The 1250-nt window shown below is 68.5% G+C and carries 1 protein-coding gene; it reads left to right on the forward strand.

The genetic code is table 11. From position 1 onward, the window contains the following. Nucleotides 1-8: 8 nt before the first annotated feature. A partial coding sequence (locus AKL29_RS43650) for a hypothetical protein (RefSeq protein WP_202814546.1) occupies nt 9-1250 on the forward strand: 1242 nt, incomplete at its 3' end.

The following is a 1250-nucleotide window of genomic DNA, read 5'->3' on the forward strand; positions in this document are numbered from 1 at the left end:
ACGCGCGCGTGACTGAGGCAGGCGACCAAATCGCCGCCGGCCTCGATCCGACCGGCGCCGCGGCGCGAACCGCACCCAATGAGGCGGCAGAGCGGATCGCGGCCGAATTGATCGCCCAGGAGCAGGCGCGACAAGCCGCGGCGGCTGGCGTTCACGCCGGCCCGATGTCGCCGGCGCAACAGGGCGAGGACTTGGCGCGCGCGCTCGGTCCCGCGGGCTCGAGCAATGAGCAGGCGGAGCGGATCGCCGCGGAATTGCTTTCGCAGGAACAGGCGCGGCAAGCGGCTGAGACCGCGAACCGGGCGGCGGTCGCGAACGAAGGCGGCGACCTGGCCCGATCGCTGACGGGAAGTCGGAATGTGCTCGCGCCTTATGACGCGGCGGGAAGCCTCTCGGATCGTTTTGCCGCGGCTCGTGATGCTGCCAAAGCGGACTACCGCGGGAAGTATGACGCCACGGCTGCGGCTCCTGGTGAGTTCACGCCTGGCTCTGCGGCTGGCTTTCGCCGCGACGTCGAGGCCGGTTTGCGGGAGCAAGGCATCGACATTGCCCCGGGCGATCTCAACACGAAGGGCGCTCAACAGGCGATCGACGTCATTGACAGGCGTTTGAACGCGCAGGGGCCTGGTCGACCATTGCCGGCGGCAACCGGCGCCGATCTCGGTGAGCAGCACGCGCGCGACGTTGCGGATATTCGCGCGAAGTTCGGTGATGAGGTCGCGGCGGCCTATGATCGGCAGAAAGCCGCGGCTGCGCCGGCTCCTGCTACGCCGAAGGCGCAAAGCCTGCTCGAATTCATCGCGTCAAAGGGCGGCTTGGGGCCTGACGCGGAGCTGGAGGCGATCGGGGGCCACGGTCACACCGTGAACGTCGAGGGCGTCGGGCGCCGCAAACTGGTTCGGCAAGGCGGTTGGCCGCTCGACTACGCGCGCGAGGCGGCGGAAGAGGCCGGCTATCTCCGCGGAAGCCACGCCGGAACGTCGACCGTCAAGGATCTGCTCGACGCGATCGACGCCGAAATGCGCGGTCAAAAGCGGTTTCCGGAGGGTTTCGAGGGCCACATCGGCAAGCGGGAAGCTGCCGCGCGCTCTGAGCGCGAACAGCACGAATTCGACGCGCACATGCGCGGCATTGATGATGATCTGAACGCCGCCGGCTATGGCGAGCTCGGCGGCGATGTGAGGCAGCGCGCCGTCAAGCTGATGGCCGATGAGGGCGCGAGCGCCGACGACGCGGTAGAGCGCGCTTTT

Source organism: Bradyrhizobium pachyrhizi (assembly GCF_001189245.1).
In the GTDB taxonomy this organism is placed as follows: domain Bacteria; phylum Pseudomonadota; class Alphaproteobacteria; order Rhizobiales; family Xanthobacteraceae; genus Bradyrhizobium; species Bradyrhizobium pachyrhizi.